Source organism: Bacillus fonticola (assembly GCF_012955605.1).
GTDB classification, from domain to species: domain Bacteria; phylum Bacillota; class Bacilli; order Bacillales; family JC228; genus Bacillus_CG; species Bacillus_CG fonticola.
Map to the genome: position 1 here is coordinate 2,507,357 of NZ_CP052135.1, position 18,376 is coordinate 2,525,732.

Below are 18,376 nucleotides of genomic sequence, written 5' to 3' on the forward strand. Positions count from 1 at the left end.
TTTACTTGTTCCCGTTCATTCCTTTTTCCATTGCCTTCCATGGAAGTGTTGCACATTTAATACGCGCTGGGAACTTTGACACTCCTTGTAATGCTTCAATGTCACCAAGGTCGATGGTGTCATCGTATTCTTTTCCTAGCATCATATTAGAAAAAATACCAGACATGCGAAGAGCATCATCAATCTGCTTGCCTTTTACAGCTTGCGTCATCATAGAGGCGGATGCCATAGAGATGGAACACCCTTCTCCGTCGAATTTCGCTTCCTGTACGACGCCATCTTTCACGTTCATTGTGAGATGAATTCGGTCGCCACATGTCGGATTGTTCATATCAATTGTCAGTGTACCGTCTTCGATCTCTCCTCTATTTCGAGGGTTTTTGTAATGATCCATAATGACTTGGCGGTACAATTGTTCTAAATTAGAAGACATCTGTAAAAAACTCCTTCGTTTTCAGAAGCCCTTCTACCAGTTTCTCTACATCTTGCTCTGAATTGTATAAATAGAAACTAGCACGAGCCGTTGCACTGACATCGAGCCATTTCATGAGTGGTTGTGCACAGTGGTGTCCAGCACGGACGGCGATCCCTTCAGCATCCAGTACTGTTGCCACATCATGCGGATGAACATCATGAAGGTTAAAGGTGAGGACTCCGGCTCGTTGCGCTACGTCTTGTGAACCGTATACTGTCATCCCCTCTACCTCTGCTACACGCTCAAGTGCATACTTGATAAGATGGTGCTCATGTGCCGCAATCTCATCAAGTCCTATCTGCTCTAAAAAGTCAATAGCGGCTCCGAGTCCAATGGCACCAGCAATGATAGGCGTCCCACCTTCAAATTTCCACGGGAGGTCTTTCCACGTCGAATCTTGAAGGCCGACAAAATCAATCATTTCTCCACCAAACTCAACAGGCTCCATGGATTCTAATAAATGTTTCTTTCCATAGAGTATGCCAATCCCTGTTGGTCCACACATTTTATGTGCAGAAAAGACATAGAAATCGCAATCTAATAACTGTACGTCCACCTTCATATGAGGGGCGCTTTGTGCACCATCCACGACCATAATAGCCCCATTTTCATGGGCAATTTGTGCAACTTCTTTCACAGGATTAATCGTTCCTAATACGTTTGAGACGTGAACCATGGAAACAAGCTTCGTATTTGAAGTAATTGTCTCACGCACTTTATCCAATGCGATTGTACCGTCTTTTTCCAACGGGATATATTTCAGTGTTGCACCTGTTCGTTTTGCGACTTGTTGCCACGGAATAATATTCGAGTGGTGTTCCATATACGTAATAAGAATTTCATCGCCTTCTCGAAGATTCTCGCTCGCATAACTGGATGCAATCGTATTTAATGCTGTCGTTGTTCCACGCGTGAAAATGACTTGCTCTGTCGATGCTGCGTTAATAAATCGACGTACCTTTTCACGCGCACCTTCGTATTCATCGGTAGCCTTTGTACCAAGTGTGTGCACACCACGATGGACATTGGAATTATACGTTTTGTAGTACGTTTCCAACTTTTCGATGACTGAAAGCGGCTTTTGAGACGTCGCAGCACTGTCAAGATAAACGAGCGGATTCCCATTTACCTCCTGGTCAAGAATTGGGAACTGGGAGCGGACGTCTGCGAGTGATATGGTCATACACGAACTTTCCTTTCAATAACTTCTTCAAGCTGTCTCTTTACTCCTTCAATCGGGAGCTTCTTGACAACTGGTGCCAAGAATCCATGGATCACTAAACGTTCTGCTTCTTGACGAGAAATGCCACGACTCATTAAATAGTAAAGCTGTAACGGGTCGACACGTCCAACTGAAGCCGCGTGTCCTGCTGTTACATCGTCCTCGTCAATTAGGAGAATTGGATTCGCGTCTCCACGTGCTTTTTCGCTTAACATTAACACACGGGACTCTTGCTCAGCGTTTGCCTTAGATGCACCGTGTTCAATTTTCCCAATACCATTAAAGATAGAAGAGGATGCGTCTTTCATCACCCCATGCTTTAAGATGTAGCCTTCAGAGTGTTTTCCGAAGTGTACAACTTTCGTAGTGAAGTTTTGCTTTTGGTTGCCACGCCCCACAACCACCATTTTCGTATCCCCAAAAGAGCCGTCTCCAATTAAGTTCGTGACGTTTTCGCTAATCGTGTCACCGTCATTCATTAAACCGAGTGCCCACTCAATGCGGGCATCGCGTCCAGCGACTCCACGACGATTGACATATGTGGTAACACCTGCAGATAGGTTGTCAACAGCTCCGTATGTTACTTTCGCGTTCGTTCCCGCAATGACTTCTGCTACAAGGTTTGCAACACCCGAAGCTTCCCCGGTAGTTGAGATGTAATTTTCTACATACGTCACACTTGCATTGTCTTCGGCTACCACAAGTACGTGGTTTACAATGGATGCTTCCTCATCATCGTGCACATAAATCGCTTGAAGTGGTTCTGCGATTTCGACGTTTTTCGGTACGAACAAAAAGGCTCCGCCGTTCATAAGTGCTGCATGGAGTGCTGTAAGTTTATGCTCATCTACCTTTACGCCGTCTTTCATATAATACTTTTGTAGGAGATCACCGTGCTCTTTTGATGCAGTGAGGATGTCTGTAAAAATGACTCCCTTTGCCCTCAAGTCTTCAGACAATGTGCTATATGCAGGTGTACTGTTGCGTTGAACAAAGATATTTTTTTGATTTTCTACATCGACAAGACCTTTTACTTCTTCTGGGAGATCCTCGAGTGTTTCATACGGTGCCGAAGTTACTGTATGTGATCGAAAGTTTGTAAAGTCCCATTTATCAATTTTCGTTTTATCTGGTCTTGGTAACGGCAACGTTTCTGCTAGCTCTAGAGCCTCTTTCCGGAAGCCTTGGAACCATGCAGGCTCACCGCGACTTTCGGCAAATTTCGCCACATAGTCCTGGTCGAATTTTTTCGTTTCTAATGTCATATCCATCCTCCTACCCCTTACGCTTCTTGCCCGACTGTTTCGTCTTCAATACCAAGCTCTTGTTTAATCCAGTCATAGCCCTCTGCTTCTAATCGTTGAGCAAGTTCTGCCCCACCTGATTTCACAACGCGTCCTTGCATCATCACGTGGACGTGGTCTGGAGTGATGTAGTTTAAAAGACGTTGGTAATGAGTAATAATAAGGCAACCGAACTCTTCGCCACGCATTTTATTAATCCCTTTTGATACTACTTTTAGTGCATCAATATCTAGTCCTGAGTCTATCTCATCTAAGATAGCAATTGCTGGTTCAATCATCATTAATTGTAGAATTTCATTGCGTTTTTTCTCTCCACCAGAAAAGCCTTCATTAAGGTAACGTTGCGCCATATCTAGATCCATTTCAAGATACTCCATCATGTTATCCATTTTCTTAATGAACTTCATAAGAGAAATCTCATCGCCTTCCTCACGGCGAGCATTAATGGAAGAACGTAGGAAATCCGCATTTGTAACACCGCTTATTTCAGAAGGATACTGCATAGCGAGGAAAAGTCCAGCTTTTGCACGCTCATCTACTTCCATCTCAAGTACGTTCTCTCCATCTAAAAGGATCTCTCCCTTTGTTACTTTGTATTTCGGATGGCCCATAATGGCTGCTGAAAGAGTCGATTTCCCAGTTCCGTTCGGTCCCATGATGGCATGGATTTCTCCACCCTTTACCTCTAGGTTGACCCCTTTCAAAATTTCCTTCCCTTCAATTTCCACGTGTAGATCCTTGATTATTAACGTTGATCCAGCCATGTTCCATACCTCCATCTATGGTCAGTTACTTATAACCATTCTCAATTTATTCTCATTCTAATTTTAGTACAATTCGTGTTCATATGCAACCAACGAAACCGACTTGTACCGTATTCTCTCTACTTTAACATAAATGCGTATGGACGCACTAGGAGATGGGTTGACATGCAATTACACACAAAAAAGAGGCTGCACTTCTCATGTGCACACCTCTGCTCATATAAGTAATTTCATCTAAAGTAATGTTTGGCCTCTACGCCCTAGGTCAGCGATCAATCTTTGCGATTGTTCATATTCCTGTTGGCGTTCTTGTTCTACTTTCATTCGTACTTCGTGCTTTCGCGCATACAATTCATACCCAACTCCATGTGTGGCACGAAATCCCTTTTCCATTTCCGGTGTGACATTCAAGTTTATCACTTGTGTAATGTCGGTTCATTCCCTTCCGGCTTTTTTTCAACAGTTATTATCTTATCACGATAGACACTTGGATGTACACTTCCATAAAAGGCCTTGACACATGATGAGAGCGTTTGAGGTACCATGAAGGCGCATACACGGCAATCAGGAGTACGTTTCCTCCCAAATCGTCTACTATGCGGCTTGTCCTCTACTTTATTGTTTGAGTTGTTGAAGTTCTTAAATCGCCTCTTGTACAAGAGTATGCACCACAAAGAATGTGACTATACGCTATCGAAATCATGTAAAAAGCAGCGTACCAAATTTGGCACGCTACTTTTGTTCGATCGTGGATTTCAGGCCCTTAACTGAATGATTACTCTCCGGAGCCTGCACCTACAGGAACAACGGCGCCTTCGTACTCCTCAAGGATGAAGTTTTGGATCTCTTCTGATTGCAATACTTCGACTAGCTTCTGAATAGCCTCATTATCTTCGTCTCCAGATTTAACAGCAATTACGTTTACGTATGGTGATTCAGAGTCTTCAATCGCAATAGCATCTTCCAATGGATTCAAACCAGCGTCGATTGCGTAGTTTGAATTGATCAACACCGCATCACCCTCATCTTGTGCATATAATTGCGGAAGAAGTGCCGCTTCATAATCTGCATCAAATTGTAAATTTTTCGGGTTGTCAACAATGTCTTCTGTTGTTGCCTTTGTTTTATCAATTCCTTCAGCAAGCGTGATTAAGCCTTCTTTTTCAAGCATAGCTAAAATACGCCCATGATCGGCAACAGAGTTACTCATCAGGATTTCCGCGCCTTCTGGAAGATCCTCTAGACTTTCGTATTTGTTTGAATACACACCAATTGGTTCAATGTGAATACCGCCTGCGTTAACAAAATCGTACCCTTTTGCAGCGATTTCAGACTCTAGATAAGGAATGTGTTGGAAATAGTTTGCATCTAATACCCCTGACTCAAGGTCTTGGTTCGGCAATATATAATCTTGGTATGGCTCGATGACTAAATCAATTCCTGCTTCTGCTAAAATTGGCTTTGCCTCTTCTAAAATCTCTGCATGAGGGACGTTTGAAGCACCCACCACAAGCTCTGTCATTTCTTCATTACCTTCACCTTCAGTAGTTCCTTCAGTTCCTTCTTCTTCTGTAGTACCACAAGCAGCTAATAGAAGGATTAGTGCTGTAGTAAGTATTGCAACTAGCCATTTTTTCATGAGTAATCTCTCCTTTGTTTTGTTGTTGTTTATCTTTTATCTATGAATCGTGTTAATACATCCCCTACTGCCTGGATTGCAAACACGATTACTAAAATAAGAATGGTTGCCATAAGTGTGACATCTTCTTGCGCTCTTTGGAAACCTTCTAAATACGCCAGATTCCCAAGGCCTCCTGCACCAATGACACCTGCCATAGCGGTGAAACCAACAAGTGCAATCGCCGTAACCGTAATTCCAGAAATAAGCGCGGGCATGGATTCGGGAAGAAGCACTTTCCAAATGACAGTGCTTGTCTTTGCTCCCATTGCTTTCGCCGCCTCCAGCACTCCTTTGTCTACTTCGCGCAATCCTATTTCAACAAGGCGCGCGTAAAAAGGGGCAGATCCTATGATTAAGGAAGGGAGCGCAGCGTTTGGACCACGCACCGTATCAATTAAAAACTTCGTAAAAGGAAGAAGAAGTACGATTAGAATAATGAACGGAATCGAACGAAACACGTTGACCACTACACTGACAAGTAAATTGACAAGTTTATTTTGCCAAACGTGACCTTGTGACGTGAGAAATAGGAGTAAACCTAACAAAATACCTAACACGAATGTCATCGCGACCGCCATCAACGTCATGTATAACGTTTCCATAGTCGCCTCGTTCATCTTGTCCCAATCGACGTTAGGGAACCATGCTTCAATCATGTGATCACCTCCACACCGACATGTTGCTCACGAAGCCACTCAACTGCTGACGTAACATCAGATCCATCCAAATGGACAAATAAATTCCCGTAAGAACCGTCTTGTAGCTGAGAAATCTTCCCTTGCAAGATATTTAAACGAATATCAAAGCGCCGTATCAATTCATTAACAATAGGCTGCTCCGCTGTCTCCCCGACAAACTGAAGCCGGATGATCTTCCCAGTAGTATATCCAGACATTAGGTGTTCAATAGTTACGGTCGCTTCCTCTGGCTGGACCACTTGTTGAACAAACCGTTTCGTTACCGGTTGTTCTGGATGTTGAAACACTCGCAATACAGTACCAGATTCCACAACTTTTCCATCCTCCATCACAGCTACGTGATGACATATCTTTTGGATGACGTGCATCTCATGCGTAATGAGCACAATCGTTAATCCGAGTCGCTCATTAATGTCTGATAAAAGCTGCAATATGGAGTCCGTTGTCTCCGGATCTAATGCCGATGTTGCTTCATCACATAACAACACTTTCGGATCGTTAGCGAGCGCCCGCGCAATACCTACCCGCTGTTTTTGTCCTCCGCTTAATTGGGAAGGATAGGCGGATTCTCGACCAGTTAATCCAACTAGGTCGATTAATTCTTTTACTTTGGCAGCCCTTTTCGCTTTTGAAACGCCCGCAATCTCCAGAGGAAAAGCAATATTCTCTGCAACTGTACGTGACCACAGGAGATGAAAATGTTGAAAGATCATGCCGATATCATGACGTGCTTTTCGCAACTGAACTCCTTTGCTCGTTGAAATGGAAGTCCCTGCAATGTTGACTGAGCCCTCAGTCGGCTGTTCAAGTCCGTTCAACATACGCAACAACGTACTTTTCCCTGCACCACTGTACCCAATAATGCCGAAAACTTCACCTTGTTGAATGTCTAAATTTACGCCGTCTACCGCCCGAACCTCTTTCCCTTTACTTCGAAACACCTTGGACACGTTTGAAATAGAAATCACACTACCCGCCTCCTTTCTAGTAATTCTGTAGGAATAGTCAATTTTATACCGAGAGCTTATGCTACATAGTGTCCCTTTGCACTAAAAGTCTTATCCTTGTTCATACTTGTCGCCTATAGTAGACGCTTCAACATACATATTGAGTCGAGCCGTTTCCCTGATCAAGCGCCTTCCGCATCCTATTTAAAAACGCCCCCTACTCAAAAATGAGCAGGAAGGCGTTCAAAATACAACACCGTTCCTCTCATCTTTCAGTCCAATTAAAAAGACTGTGTGAATTGGCACCTTTTCCAACGAAATAAATCGTTGCCGGTTGCCGGGCTTCATCGGGCACATCCCTCCACCTCTCGCGATAAGAGTTCACGACTATATGAAATTAGTGAAATTTTTTGAGCTATTTAAGACAGTTAGTGAAAAAACTTACGATGATTATCCTAGCACGGTCCCGTTCACTCGTCAACGAAAATTTTTTCGGATGGTGTAGCATTTAACCAAAATAATGATTCCAACGCTAACAAAATAGGTAAAGAAGCCTGGCAAAATAGTTGGCTATCGTCAATGAGCACGCGCAAGGTGACCTCTCCATTCAAGAGTAATCGAAAATTTCGTTGTGATCCTCGCAAGACTGCATCAGGTTTTTCCTTTATTACCCCTTCTTCCCCTGTAAGCACGAGTGAGTACTTGCTATCCCCATCATGACAGTCAACTTGTACTCCGTATGTAGGGAGTAATTTGTGCAGTGATTTATTTTTTTGATACCGTGTGTTCCATTCTTGTATGATGGTCTCCATAAAAAAAGACCCCTCCCCTAGTACCTTTGTAGTGTACTGAATTCGAGAGGGGGAGGGATAAATCCTTGAAAAAATTATCGACAGACACTACTTTCCTTCGACATCGTTAGTTCAGCTGCAGCGCTTCCATCATTTCTTTTTTCAATTCTGCCAATTGCGGGTGATTACGTGGTCGTGGACGAGGCACGTTAACAGTGAGTTCCTTTAGTACTTGTGCCGGTCGGTGGCTAAGCACATAGATTCGATCCGCCAAATAGGCAGCCTCCTCCATATCGTGTGTAATCAGAATCATGGTTTGCTTCGTTTCTTCCCAGATGCGTAACAATTCCTTTTGCATCGTGAGACGTGTCATCGCATCCAATGCACCGTACGGCTCATCAAGCAACAATACTTCAGGCTCTGTCACGAGAGATCTGGCGATGGCAGCACGTTGTCTCATTCCACCAGAGAGTTGGTGAGGGTAGTAGTCTTCAAACCCTTTTAATCCAACCTTCAACAGCGCGGTCTTTACACGGCTGTCTGCTTCTTGTTTTGGAACGTTTTGCAATTCCAATCCGAGAGATACGTTTTTTTGAATCGTACGCCACGGATAAAGAGCATGTTCTTGAAACATCATCATGCGTGATGGATGCGGTTTCGTAATCAAGTTCCCATTAGCTGTTACTTCACCTGAAGTTGCGCTCTCAAGTCCAGCCATCATACGAAGTGCCGTACTTTTTCCACAGCCAGACGGACCTACAATAGCGGCAAATTCCCCCTTTTCAATAGAAATAGACAAATCTTGTAGAACGGTGAGATCGCCAAAAGTTTTACTTACATGATGCAGTTCAATTTTTTGCACGTCACGCCGTCCCCTTTCCTGCATAGCGCCATTTCAATAGCTTACGTTTAATACCACCTATAACCGCGTAATCCAATATAATGGCAATGATTCCGATTGTCATAATACTTGCTAAAACCCCGTCCATGTCAGCAATCTCACCTGCGTAACTAATACTCCACCCTAATCCTAACGAGACCCCACCGACCATTTCTGATGCGATGAGCGAACGCCAAGCATTCCCAAATGCAACTTGTGCTCCCGATAGGAATGAGGGCAACGTTTCTGGACCGTATACTTTACGAATGAGATCCACCTTTGTAGCCCCCATAACACGGGCTAACTCTAGGTGAGTCTGGCTAACCCCTTCTGTCGCATTTAACACTGACAATGCCATCGGGAAGAAGCTCGCAACTGTAATCACGAGAATGATGGGGAGGTCTCCAAAACCGAATAGAATTACAAAAAATGGCACCCATGTAATAGGAGGAATCGCTTGCAAAATAGAAATCACACTGCGTAAGTAAATTGAAAACGATTTTGATACTCCAGCTAACAATCCTAATACAGCCCCAAGTAAACACGCCAGCGGATATCCCCATGCCAGGCGATATAGGCTACTTGTCACTGCACTAATATATTCCGGATCTTGAAAGTTTTCAAAAAAACGGCCGACACCTTCTGGGACATCCGGCAATAAAAAATCTTCTAAAAACAAGGCGACAAATTGCCAAATAAAGAACAGACTTGCTACGGCAGCAATATACGGAATACTCCCTTTCAAAAAAGAAAGAGAGCGACTAGAGCTCTCTTTCTTACGATTCTCTTGCATTCTGTGACCTCCTACTCCTTGTTTTGTTCTTCTTGCCAGCTTAAGTCAAGAATGCTTTCTACATCAAATGGCTCTTCTAACACATCTTGGTCTACCATTAAGTCAGCTACTGCTTGAATTTGACCAATCTGCTCTTGGTTGAGGCCTGCATCAAACGTTTGTGCTTGGATGGCTTCTGTAATGACTTCTTCGGCTGTCATTTCACCGTTTGGCGTGCTATACGATTCTTCCTCTGTAAAACGATAAGTGATTAATTCAGCTGCTTGTGCCGGATCATTTTCAAGCAAATCAACCGCTTTTGACTGTGCATCTAGTATTTTGTTCACCACGTCACGGTTATTATCGGCAGCATCCCCCGAAGTAATGACAACCATGCAAGGAAACGGCCATTCTGCACCAATTTCGTAAAGTTCCCGGACGCCACCTTGAATACGAGCAAGACGATCGTACGGCTCAAACAGGAATGCAGCGTCTACTCGACCTGCTTGCAAGGATTGTACAGCTACAGCAGGAGACACATAGGTCATTTCGATATCATCTCGAGTCAAGCCTGCATCTGTCAGAGTCACGCCATTTAACACGATATCCGCAGTACTCCCCTGCTTCTGGGTAGCCAAACGTTTTCCTTTTAAATCTTCAATTGACTGGATCCCTGAATCTTCATTGACAAGTATGGAATGATAGCCCATTTGCGCTCCACCGACAATTTTCAAGTCCGCACCTTGAGCAGCCCAGCTAACGGCGTTTGTAGCACCAAGAACTCCTGCATCAAGGTCCCCATTAACAATCGCTTTAATTAAGTCTGTTCCACTATCAAACAAAACTAATTCTGCGTCTAGCCCTTCTTCTTCATAGTACCCAGCGTCCTCAGCTACCATCGCAGGTGCGTCGTCCATAACGTTAATATATCCAATTCTTACTTTTTCTCCAGTTCCTTCCCCTGAAGCATTTTCCTCATTACTCCCACAAGCAGCAAGCACGACACTGACTACGGATAGTATAATTAATAAAAATAAGCGTTTCATACGCAAATTTCCCCCTTAATGATATAATTCCTAGTAAACGGATGGGTTTATTATATTCGCCTGTCACATTCTCGTCAAAGGTATTTACTCAAGAAGGAAAAAACAGTTTGTTCCAAAAAAAATAACACTCACAAAGTTGTAAGCGTCCGTAAAAGTTTATTTTTGTTCAAACGTTCGTATCTCTTCTAATAAAGTTGGTACTGTATCAAAAGCGTACCGTTTGTATTTCACTTGCCCCCCTTCCAAGCTTAACAAGCAAGGAACACTTTCCACACCGTACGTTTCCGCTAGGTCAGGTACATAATTCAAATCTAGTTGGTAGACAGGCAGCGAGGTCATCTGTTCAACGACACGAAGCATTGTAGAAGCGATCTGACACGTACCACACATCGGTGTATATAAGTAAAGAAGTTGCTTTTCATTCTTGCCAAAGGGTTCTGTATAATTGTCTTTCGATAATGAAATCACTAGTCGCTCATCCTCTTGTCTACGTAATACGCATGAGTCGCAAGTTCATTTAATACTGTTTGTACTTTTCTTTTATGAGCTGCCTTCTACGATGATGACTTTCTCTTCTTCAGCTTCACCCATTGTCTCTCTATAGAAAGGACCCCAACGTTCATAATGATCTTCCTGCACGTAGCCCTTCTCTAGCACCAGCCGCCTTCATCACAATCAGTGTAACGACCTTCTGGGTTATCTGCCGACATATATTGTTCAAACACTTTCTGATTAACTGCTGAAAAACGTGGCTCCATCTGAACCTGAGTTCCTTTCGGTAATGACATCGTACCAATTCGTTGGTTATCTAAGTAAAGCTCAATATTTTCCCCCTTTAAGCGACCGACAACCCGATCGGTTACGTCAACACGTTTTGGTTCTAGTGTCATAATCAAGTTCCTCCTAAATTGGTTTTAAGAGTAGTTTGTCCGACGTATTTTATATGAGTACGGAAAAAAATGGAAACTTTGATTTAACACTATTTTAGATTGGATCCTTTGCACAAAAATAAAGCAGGTATCGTCACGAGTGACGATCCTACTTTATTTTATATTAGTCTTCGTTAGTCATGCTTATGTAAGCATCTGCGTCCATAAGGTTCTCAATCTCTGATTTGTCAGCCGGTTCAACGACGACCATCCACGCTTTTTCGTAAGGAGATTCGTTGACGAACTCTGGGCTGTCGTCTAAATCATCATTTACTTCAACGACTTTTCCGCTGATCGGTGCATACAATTCTGAAACGGTTTTCACCGATTCTACGCTTCCAAAAGGCTGGTCCGCTTTAATTTCGTCCCCCACTTCAGGTAGCTCTACGAATACGATATCTCCTAATTCAGATTGTGCAAAATGAGTAATCCCGATGCGAACTGTGTCGCCCTCGTCCTTAACCCATTCATGTTCTTCAGAATAACGCAATTCACTAGGTGTGTTTGACATGTCCAAATCCCTCCATCATCATCGTTTCTAAGTCAGTGTCATCATACCGAAAGTAGTGGTAGATTCGCAACAAGAATTACTTATGCTTAGCTCCAAGTATTTGCAAAGTCTGCTTCTTTAAATCCAACTGTAACCTTTTTACCATCAGTTACGATCGGTCTTTTAATCAGCATACCATCAGAAGCAAGGATTTCAAACAGTTCCTCATCAGAGACCGCTACTACTTTGTCTTTTAAGCCAAGCTCTCGATATTTTTTTCCGCTTGTGTTAAAAAATTTTTTTGCTGGAAACCCGCTTTTTTCAACAAGTTGTTTTATGTTTTGTTTTGTTGGGGGCTCCTCTACAATATGTACATAGCTATAGGAAACATTGTGCTCGTCTAACCATTTTGTGGCTTTTTTACACGTTCCACAGTTTGGATAGCCATAAAACGTTAATGCCATTTGGATCCCCTTCCTACTTAAAAATATGCCAACTTTTTAGAGTGTAGCATACAGCACATAAAAACACGAAGCAACATGCGAAAAGTGAAGACCTAATTCAGGTCTCCACCCTCTCTATCGTCTACAATGCGAACCGATTCGCCTCAATACAAACGTCCGCCGCCTCACGCTTCAATGCTACTACGTTAATTGGCGTATAGCGCGTGAGCTTCCGTAGAGCAGAAAGCATCATACGCAACGTATCGCCTTTTTCAATCGCGACAAGAGATTCTTTTGCATCTTGCTCAATTGCTGTAAAGGCTTCTTGAACAAAGAGTTGCGTGTAACGGATTTTCTGTGCATGCTTCGCTTCTCCGTCTTTTGTAATCGCCTTTTTCGTACGTAAAAGGGCTGATTCCATTGCGTAAATGTTTGAAACGATATCCGCAATATTCACTAAAACTTCCTGTTCCTTCTCAAGAGCTGTACCGTAGCGTTGAGCAGCTAGGCCAGCAATCATGAGCGCGATTTTCTTTGCATTGCGGATGAGGTAAGTCTCTTGTGCGAGCGTTTCTTCTCCCGGTTCTTCTGGCATCATCATCATTAATTCTTCCTGAAGACTTTGTGCTTTTTGGAAGAGAGGTAGTTCGCCCTTCATTGCTTTACGAACGTAAGTACCTGGCACGAGTAAGCGATTGATCTCATTTGTTCCTTCAAAGATACGATTAATACGGGAGTCGCGGTAAGCACGCTCAATTTCGTATTCGCTCATGAACCCGTATCCACCATGAAGCTGAACGGCTTCGTCTACTACATAATCAAGGGTTTCTGAGGCAAACACTTTGTTTAACGAGCACTCGATGGCATACTCAGCGATTGATTTCGCCACTTCTTTTCCATCTTTTATTTGCTCGTTAGAAAGTACACTCATTCGATCCTCAAACAGGCCTACAGTTCGATACACAGAGCTTTCTGTTGCGTATAGTTTTGCTGCCATCGTGGCGAGCTTCTCTTTCGTTAAGTTGAACGCTGCAATTGGTGTTTGGAACTGTTTCCGTTCCTTCGTATATTGAACGGCTAGCTCATAAGCACGTTTAGTGCCTCCTACTGCTCCTACACCAAGCTTATAACGACCAATGTTCAAAATGTTAAAGGCGATAAGGTGGCCTTTACCGATTTCACCGAGCACGTTATCTGCCGGAACCTTCGCATCTTCGAAAATGAGTGTACGGGTAGATGAGCTTTTAATCCCCATTTTCTTTTCTTCAGGTCCTGTTGATACGCCTGCAAAGTCACGTTCGACAATGAATGCAGTGAATTTTTCCCCATCAATTTTTGCGTACACGACAAATACGTCTGCAAAACCTGCGTTCGTAATCCATTGCTTTTCACCGTTTAACACGTAGTGTGTGCCATCTTCTGAAAGCTTTGCAACCGTTTTGGCACCAAGTGCATCAGACCCTGAACCTGGTTCCGTTAAGGCATACGCTGCAATTTTCCCACCGGTTGCCAGCGCTGGTAAATAGCGCTGCTTTTGTTCCTCTGTACCGAACAATACGATGGGCAAAGAGCCAATCCCCACGTGTGCACCGTGTGTGATCGAAAAGCCACCTGCTACAGACATTTTTTCAGCAATTAGCGCTGAGGACACTTTATCTAACCCAAGTCCACCGTATTCTTCAGGTACGTCAGCTCCTAGTAATCCGAGTTCTCCTGCCTGTTTAAGCAATTTCACTGAACGATCAAATTCATGGTTCTCCAAGTGCTCGACTTGTGGTAACACTTCGTTTTCCACAAAATCAGCTGTCGTTTTCGCAATCATACGTTGCTCATCTGTATAGTCCTCAGGCGTAAACACCCGTTCTGGTTCTACATCCTCTAATAAAAAGCTTCCACCACGAATAAAGGTTTTTGTTTGCTCTGCCATGGTCTCTCATCCCCATTTCTTTTTCATTTATTAAGCTAAGAGTTCAAATACACCGGCAGCACCCATACCGCCACCGATACACATCGTCACGAGTCCAAATTGCTCGTTGCGTCTTTTCATTTCATGTAGCAACGTCAAGGACAGCTTTGCCCCTGTACAGCCAAGTGGATGTCCGAGAGCGATGGCCCCTCCATTTACATTGACTTTTTCCTCGTCTAGCCCCAGCGCTCGAATAACTTGAATCGACTGGGATGCGAACGCTTCGTTCAATTCAATTAGCCCGATATCCTCTAAACTCAGACCAGCAAGCTTCAACGCTTTCGGAACTGCCTCTACAGGACCAATACCCATTACTTCAGGAGCCACCCCTGCTACAGCAAATGAACGGAAACGAGCAATCGGCTTTAGTCCCTCTGCATCGGCCTTTTCTCTATCCATGAGTAATACAGCAGCGGCTCCGTCACTCGTTTGCGATGAGTTACCAGCTGTCACCGTCCCTTTTATCGAGAAAGCAGGGCGTAACTTCGCTAATGTTTCTACAGAAGATTCGGGTCGTACCCCTTCATCTGTTCCGAATAAGAAACGCTCTTCTTGCACGGCGTAATCATGTTGGATGGTTCGTTTTGTAACTTCATATGGAACAATTTCGCCATTAAATTTGCCTGCTTCAATTGCTGCTGCCGCTTTTTGATGACTTCTTACAGCAAAAGCATCCTGATCTTCTCTTGACACTCCATACTTCTGCGCCACTTCTTCAGCAGTATGGCCCATGCTCATATAATACTCTGGTGCCTTTTCAGCCAATTTACGATTGGGTCGGACTACATGCCCCATCATCGGAACAAGACTCATAGATTCTGCTCCCCCAGCTATAACCGTGTCGGCATGACCTAGCATAATCCGCTCAGCCCCATACGAAATGGCTTGTAGACCTGAAGAACAATAACGGTTAATCGTAATAGCTGGCACGTGAGTCGGGATGCCAGCTAACCCTCCAATATTCCGAGCCATATTCATCCCTTGTTCTGCTTCAGGCATCGCACATCCAATAATTAAATCGTCAATATTTCCATCATATCCGCCTGCACGACGCAGTGATTCTTTTACTACGGCAGCTCCTAAATCATCGGGACGTACGTGTGCTAACATTCCCTTTTTCGCTTTTCCAATGGCGGTTCTTGCACCGCTTACAATGACTGCTTCTCGCATGATGTATCTCCTCCCTTGGTTCGTGTAATAAACATGTGTATTCTTTGTCCAGCTTCAGCAGCTAGGGCACCGCGCGTCATTTCGTCCCCTCCGTGAAAGTGAAAGAACAACTTTCTCTACGGAGCCGAGATGAGCGGGTTACCCTGACCAAGCCGCTTCCGCTTTTCTAGTTAATTGCGTAGAGGTTTACCCTTCACCAGCATGTGCTGCATTCGCATTTGTGATTTTGGTTGTTTCACTAAAGACAAGAATGCTTCGCGCTCTAGCTTAAGTAAATATTCCTCATCGACTTCTGTTCCATATGGTACGAGACCACCCGCTATGACAAAGGCGAGTTTTTTCGCAATCTCTAGGTCATGCTCTGAAATGAATCCAGAACGGAGCATTGTTTGCGCCCCAAGTAGCAACATGGCATAGCCCGTTTCTCCAACCACAGGCACTTTTCTTTTTACAGGTGCGCGGTAGCCCTGCTCATATAAACGGAGTGCCGCTTGTTTAGCATCATACAAAAGGTGATCCCCGTTCATACTAATGGCATCAGCCTTCACTAGGAAGTTACGCTCTTGTGCCTCTTGAGCTGACGTAGACACTTTTGCCATGGCAATGGTCTCAAACACTTTATTTGCCACTTGTTGAAGGTCATAATCGACTCCCTTTGGAATCGCATTCAAATGACGTAAGTACAATTCCTTGTTTCCACCACCTCCTGGGATAAGTCCAACGCCCACCTCCACCAGTCCCATATACGTTTCACTGGACGCTTGAATGTGATCAGCTGGCAAACAAACCTCCGTTCCACCACCAAGCGTCATGCCGAACGGTGCTGCGACGACAGGCTTGTTGCAATATTTCAATCTCATCATCGCTTGTTGGAAATTCTTCACGACAAAGTCAATTTCAAATTCGTTATCATCTTGAGCTTCCATTAAGATGAGCGCAAGGTTCGCCCCAACACAGAAGTTCTTTCCTTGATTTCCAATCACTAGCCCTTTGTAATTTGCCTCTACTTCATCGACAGCAAAGTTGATCATTTGAACGATATCTAGCCCAATTGCGTTATTCGGTGAATGGAATTCTAGCAGGGCAATCCCGTCCTCTAAATCTATAAGACTCGCACCACTATTTTTCTTAATCACACCGTTCTTTGCTTTCCACGCGCGAAGATCAATTACTTTTTCGTTCTGTACAACTGGCTGATACCCTTGACCCACTGTATAGACAGCACGCTCATTATTTTCCTCTACATAAAAGGAAGTCCGTCCTTCTGCCAAAAACTCTGTCACCCACGTAGGAAGCTCGTGCCCTTCACTTTGTAAGCGTTCAGCCGCTCGTTTCACACCGATAGCATCCCAAAGTTCAAACGGGCCCACCTCATAGCCAAAGCCCCATTTCATGGCGTTATCAATATCCTCGATACTGTCAGCAATTTCTCCAAGCAATTGTGCTGAATACAGTAAAATCGGAGAAAGTGTGCTCCACAGAAAAGTTCCTGCTCTATCTTCAGCATACAAAAGCGCTTTCAATTTTCTGTTTAGTCCCTTTTCTTGCTTGGCAAGTTCAACAGATGTGCTTTTTAACTTTCTCCGCTCCCCGTAAGTGAGCGTCTCAGGGTCAAGCTCTAAAATACCCTCTTTCGTTTTCTCGTAAAAACCTTTTCCTGTTTTCGCACCGAGCCAACCTTTTTCATGCATCGTATGAAGAAACTGCGGAACGTCGAATACGCTCTGTTCGGCCCCCTCTGTTTGGTCGTATACGTTTTTCGCAACGTGCAAAAATGTATCGAGTCCGACGACATCCAGTGTTCTGAATGTAGCACTCTTTGGGCGACCGATCAGCGGGCCCGTTAAAGAATCCACTTCCCCGACTGACAATCCTTGATTCAACATTTCTCGAACGGTAACTAGTAAACCGTAAGTCCCGATTCTGTTCGCAATAAAGTTCGGCGTATCCTTCGCTACGACCACGCCTTTACCGAGGACGTCTTCACTAAACTCTTTCATAAACTCCAACACACGAGCGTCAGTCTTCTCAGTCGGAATGATTTCAAGTAACTTCAAATATCTTGGAGGATTAAAGAAGTGTGTGCCAAGAAAATGACTTTGAAACTCTTCGCTTCTTCCTTCTGCCATAGCCTCTATTGAAATCCCAGATGTGTTGGAGCTGACGATGGCTCCAGGCTTTCGATAAGCCTCCACTTGCTCATATACTTGGCGTTTAACATCTATCTTCTCTACAACCACCTCGATAATCCAGTCACATGTACGGAGTTTTTCTAGATCGTCCTCAAGATTTCCAACCTCAATTCGTGATACATTTTCCCTTGAAGTAAACGGCGCCGGTTTTTGTTTCAACGCACGCTGCAAACTTTGTTGAGCCATGCGATTTCGAACAACGTTGTCTTGAAGAGTAAGCCCTTTGGCTGCTTCTTCTGCCGTTACTTCGCGGGGTACTATATCGAGTAGCACCGTTTCAATTCCTGCGTTTGCTAAATGAGCTGCGATTCCAGATCCCATCACACCAGACCCGATCACAGCAGCTTTGTTAATTTGCATAAACTAAAAGCCCTCCCTTTGTCCCACTTGGTGTTTCACTGAATACCCTTTTTACTATCGTATTGCTTACATACTGTTACTAGGACACTGTTCTTTGCTCTTTTAAACTGTGAATTTACCTTTTTATTTTTGAATGAATACTCATTCATTTCCTGTTACCAATATAGTAAATTTTCAGAATGGATGCAAGCATTTTTATGAGGACAAAAAATCTTTAATGATTAGAAGAGGGAGTAACCGCTATTC

19 protein-coding genes and 1 riboswitch are annotated in these 18,376 nt (G+C 43.8%); all 19 genes read right to left on the reverse strand.

Annotated features, from left to right (window positions below; translation table 11 throughout):
- Position 1 precedes the first annotated feature (1 nt).
- Positions 2 to 433, reverse strand: coding sequence for a Fe-S cluster assembly sulfur transfer protein SufU (sufU, locus tag HHK01_RS12445; protein ID WP_170008074.1), 432 nt, complete (start codon positions 431 to 433; stop codon positions 2 to 4).
- On the reverse strand, positions 423 to 1,658 hold the full coding sequence (locus HHK01_RS12450) for a cysteine desulfurase (RefSeq protein WP_407646909.1): 1,236 nt from the start codon (positions 1,656 to 1,658) through the stop codon (positions 423 to 425). The genes sufU and HHK01_RS12450 overlap by 11 nt, the downstream gene beginning before the upstream one ends.
- Entirely contained in the window at positions 1,655 to 2,962 is a 1,308-nt protein-coding gene (gene sufD, locus HHK01_RS12455; protein ID WP_170008075.1) for a Fe-S cluster assembly protein SufD, read from the reverse strand. Before sufD ends, HHK01_RS12450 begins: the two co-directional genes overlap by 4 nt.
- 17 nt (positions 2,963 to 2,979) lie before the next feature.
- Complete coding sequence (gene sufC / locus HHK01_RS12460) at positions 2,980 to 3,765, reverse strand: Fe-S cluster assembly ATPase SufC (protein WP_170008076.1); 786 nt, start codon at positions 3,763 to 3,765, stop codon at positions 2,980 to 2,982.
- A gap of 234 nt (positions 3,766 to 3,999) precedes the next feature.
- On the reverse strand, positions 4,000 to 4,176 hold the full coding sequence (locus tag HHK01_RS12465; protein ID WP_170005851.1) for a YuzK family famiily protein: 177 nt from the start codon (positions 4,174 to 4,176) through the stop codon (positions 4,000 to 4,002).
- Positions 4,177 to 4,540: 364 nt separating this feature from the next.
- The gene (locus HHK01_RS12470) at positions 4,541 to 5,404 is read right to left on the reverse strand and encodes a MetQ/NlpA family ABC transporter substrate-binding protein (protein ID WP_170008077.1); all 864 of its coding nucleotides are present in this window, start codon (positions 5,402 to 5,404) and stop codon (positions 4,541 to 4,543) included.
- Between the two features lie 29 nt (positions 5,405 to 5,433).
- Complete coding sequence (locus tag HHK01_RS12475; RefSeq protein WP_170008078.1) at positions 5,434 to 6,102, reverse strand: methionine ABC transporter permease; 669 nt, start codon at positions 6,100 to 6,102, stop codon at positions 5,434 to 5,436.
- Positions 6,099 to 7,112 carry a methionine ABC transporter ATP-binding protein gene (locus HHK01_RS12480; protein WP_170008079.1) on the reverse strand — a complete coding sequence of 338 codons (1,014 nt, stop codon included), beginning with the start codon at positions 7,110 to 7,112 and terminating at the stop codon, positions 6,099 to 6,101. The genes HHK01_RS12475 and HHK01_RS12480 overlap by 4 nt, the downstream gene beginning before the upstream one ends.
- A 241-nt stretch (positions 7,113 to 7,353) precedes the next feature.
- Positions 7,354 to 7,471, reverse strand: a riboswitch (SAM riboswitch).
- Positions 7,472 to 7,561: 90 nt separating this feature from the next.
- Complete coding sequence (locus HHK01_RS12485; RefSeq protein WP_170008080.1) at positions 7,562 to 7,903, reverse strand: hypothetical protein; 342 nt, start codon at positions 7,901 to 7,903, stop codon at positions 7,562 to 7,564.
- Between the two features lie 106 nt (positions 7,904 to 8,009).
- A complete protein-coding gene (locus HHK01_RS12490) occupies positions 8,010 to 8,744 on the reverse strand; it encodes an ABC transporter ATP-binding protein (protein ID WP_228027570.1) in 735 nt (244 codons plus the stop codon).
- Between the two features lies 1 nt (position 8,745).
- Entirely contained in the window at positions 8,746 to 9,555 is an 810-nt protein-coding gene (locus HHK01_RS12495; protein ID WP_170008082.1) for an ABC transporter permease, read from the reverse strand.
- An 11-nt stretch (positions 9,556 to 9,566) separates the two neighbouring features.
- Positions 9,567 to 10,580 carry an ABC transporter substrate-binding protein gene (locus HHK01_RS12500; protein ID WP_170008083.1) on the reverse strand — a complete coding sequence of 338 codons (1,014 nt, stop codon included), beginning with the start codon at positions 10,578 to 10,580 and terminating at the stop codon, positions 9,567 to 9,569.
- A gap of 156 nt (positions 10,581 to 10,736) precedes the next feature.
- Positions 10,737 to 11,048 carry a thioredoxin family protein gene (locus HHK01_RS12505; RefSeq protein WP_170008084.1) on the reverse strand — a complete coding sequence of 104 codons (312 nt, stop codon included), beginning with the start codon at positions 11,046 to 11,048 and terminating at the stop codon, positions 10,737 to 10,739.
- Positions 11,049 to 11,230: 182 nt separating this feature from the next.
- On the reverse strand, positions 11,231 to 11,470 hold the full coding sequence (locus tag HHK01_RS12510; RefSeq protein WP_170008085.1) for a YusG family protein: 240 nt from the start codon (positions 11,468 to 11,470) through the stop codon (positions 11,231 to 11,233).
- 163 nt (positions 11,471 to 11,633) lie between these two features.
- A complete protein-coding gene (gcvH, locus tag HHK01_RS12515) occupies positions 11,634 to 12,020 on the reverse strand; it encodes a glycine cleavage system protein GcvH (protein ID WP_170008086.1) in 387 nt (128 codons plus the stop codon).
- 86 nt (positions 12,021 to 12,106) lie between these two features.
- A complete protein-coding gene (locus HHK01_RS12520) occupies positions 12,107 to 12,463 on the reverse strand; it encodes an arsenate reductase family protein (RefSeq protein ID WP_170008087.1) in 357 nt (118 codons plus the stop codon).
- A gap of 121 nt (positions 12,464 to 12,584) precedes the next feature.
- Positions 12,585 to 14,369 carry an acyl-CoA dehydrogenase family protein gene (locus HHK01_RS12525; protein ID WP_170008088.1) on the reverse strand — a complete coding sequence of 595 codons (1,785 nt, stop codon included), beginning with the start codon at positions 14,367 to 14,369 and terminating at the stop codon, positions 12,585 to 12,587.
- A 30-nt stretch (positions 14,370 to 14,399) separates the two neighbouring features.
- Positions 14,400 to 15,578 carry an acetyl-CoA C-acetyltransferase gene (locus HHK01_RS12530; RefSeq protein ID WP_170008089.1) on the reverse strand — a complete coding sequence of 393 codons (1,179 nt, stop codon included), beginning with the start codon at positions 15,576 to 15,578 and terminating at the stop codon, positions 14,400 to 14,402.
- Positions 15,579 to 15,748: 170 nt separating this feature from the next.
- Positions 15,749 to 18,130 (reverse strand): 3-hydroxyacyl-CoA dehydrogenase/enoyl-CoA hydratase family protein, encoded by a 2,382-nt coding sequence (locus tag HHK01_RS12535; RefSeq protein WP_170008090.1) that lies wholly within the window; start codon positions 18,128 to 18,130, stop codon positions 15,749 to 15,751.
- Positions 18,131 to 18,376 lie beyond the last annotated feature (246 nt).

Coding starts and splice junctions, on each gene's coding strand:
- sufU (WP_170008074.1), bottom strand. CDS start 433: ATGTCTTCTAATTTAGAACAATTGTACCGCCAAGTCATTATGGATCAT.
- HHK01_RS12450 (WP_407646909.1), bottom strand. CDS start 1,658: ATGACCATATCACTCGCAGACGTCCGCTCCCAGTTCCCAATTCTTGAC.
- sufD (WP_170008075.1), bottom strand. CDS start 2,962: ATGACATTAGAAACGAAAAAATTCGACCAGGACTATGTGGCGAAATTT.
- sufC (WP_170008076.1), bottom strand. CDS start 3,765: ATGGCTGGATCAACGTTAATAATCAAGGATCTACACGTGGAAATTGAA.
- HHK01_RS12470 (WP_170008077.1), bottom strand. CDS start 5,404: ATGAAAAAATGGCTAGTTGCAATACTTACTACAGCACTAATCCTTCTA.
- HHK01_RS12475 (WP_170008078.1), bottom strand. CDS start 6,102: ATGATTGAAGCATGGTTCCCTAACGTCGATTGGGACAAGATGAACGAG.
- HHK01_RS12485 (WP_170008080.1), bottom strand. CDS start 7,903: ATGGAGACCATCATACAAGAATGGAACACACGGTATCAAAAAAATAAA.
- HHK01_RS12495 (WP_170008082.1), bottom strand. CDS start 9,555: ATGCAAGAGAATCGTAAGAAAGAGAGCTCTAGTCGCTCTCTTTCTTTT.
- HHK01_RS12500 (WP_170008083.1), bottom strand. CDS start 10,580: ATGAAACGCTTATTTTTATTAATTATACTATCCGTAGTCAGTGTCGTG.
- HHK01_RS12510 (WP_170008085.1), bottom strand. CDS start 11,470: ATGACACTAGAACCAAAACGTGTTGACGTAACCGATCGGGTTGTCGGT.
- gcvH (WP_170008086.1), bottom strand. CDS start 12,020: ATGTCAAACACACCTAGTGAATTGCGTTATTCTGAAGAACATGAATGG.
- HHK01_RS12520 (WP_170008087.1), bottom strand. CDS start 12,463: ATGGCATTAACGTTTTATGGCTATCCAAACTGTGGAACGTGTAAAAAA.
- HHK01_RS12525 (WP_170008088.1), bottom strand. CDS start 14,369: ATGGCAGAGCAAACAAAAACCTTTATTCGTGGTGGAAGCTTTTTATTA.
- HHK01_RS12530 (WP_170008089.1), bottom strand. CDS start 15,578: ATGCGAGAAGCAGTCATTGTAAGCGGTGCAAGAACCGCCATTGGAAAA.
- HHK01_RS12535 (WP_170008090.1), bottom strand. CDS start 18,130: ATGCAAATTAACAAAGCTGCTGTGATCGGGTCTGGTGTGATGGGATCT.